This window comes from Paractinoplanes pyxinae (genome assembly GCF_026626335.1).
Lineage (GTDB): Bacteria > Actinomycetota > Actinomycetes > Mycobacteriales > Micromonosporaceae > Actinoplanes > Actinoplanes pyxinae.
In genome coordinates this window covers 1-524 of record NZ_JAPNTZ010000042.1, presented here as the reverse complement: position 1 = coordinate 524, position 524 = coordinate 1, and the positions used below count along the sequence as shown (strand labels likewise).

The window sequence follows — 524 nt, the reverse complement described above, 5'->3', positions numbered from 1 at the left end:
CCGATCTCGGTCGCCATCACCGTCGTGTTGACCGCGCCGCGCACGTCCTCGATGAGCGCCCGGATCTCCTTGGCCGATCCCGCCGTACGGTCGGCCAGCTTGCGGATCTCCTCGGCCACCACGGCGAACCGGCGGCCCCACTCGCCGGCCCCGCTGGCCTCGATGGTGGCGTTGATGGCGAGGATGTTGGTCTGCTCGGCCAGCTCGGAGACGAGGTCGACGACCCCGCCGATCTGCTGCGACTTCTCGCCCAGGGCCAGCATGTGCTGCACGATCTGGTCGACCTGGGTGCGGATGGCGGCGATCGACGCACGGGTCTGGTCGATCGTGGCGTCGCCGGTGCGCGCGGCATCGGCCGTCTCCTCGGCTATCTTGGAGACCCGCTGGGCACTGTCGGCGATCTGCCGCGAGGTGATCAGCAGCTCGCTGATCGTCGTGGTGATCTCGTTCATCGCGCTGGCCTGGTCGCGCCCGCCCGAGGCCTGCTGGGCCGCGGCCGCCTCGAGCTGGGCCGACGAGCTCTG

General features: G+C 70.6%; 1 protein-coding gene. It reads right to left on the bottom strand.

Going from position 1 to position 524, the window contains the following annotated elements; all coding sequences use genetic code 11:
* A partial coding sequence (locus OWR29_RS47975) for a methyl-accepting chemotaxis protein (protein WP_267570399.1) occupies positions 1-524 on the bottom strand: 524 nt, incomplete at both ends.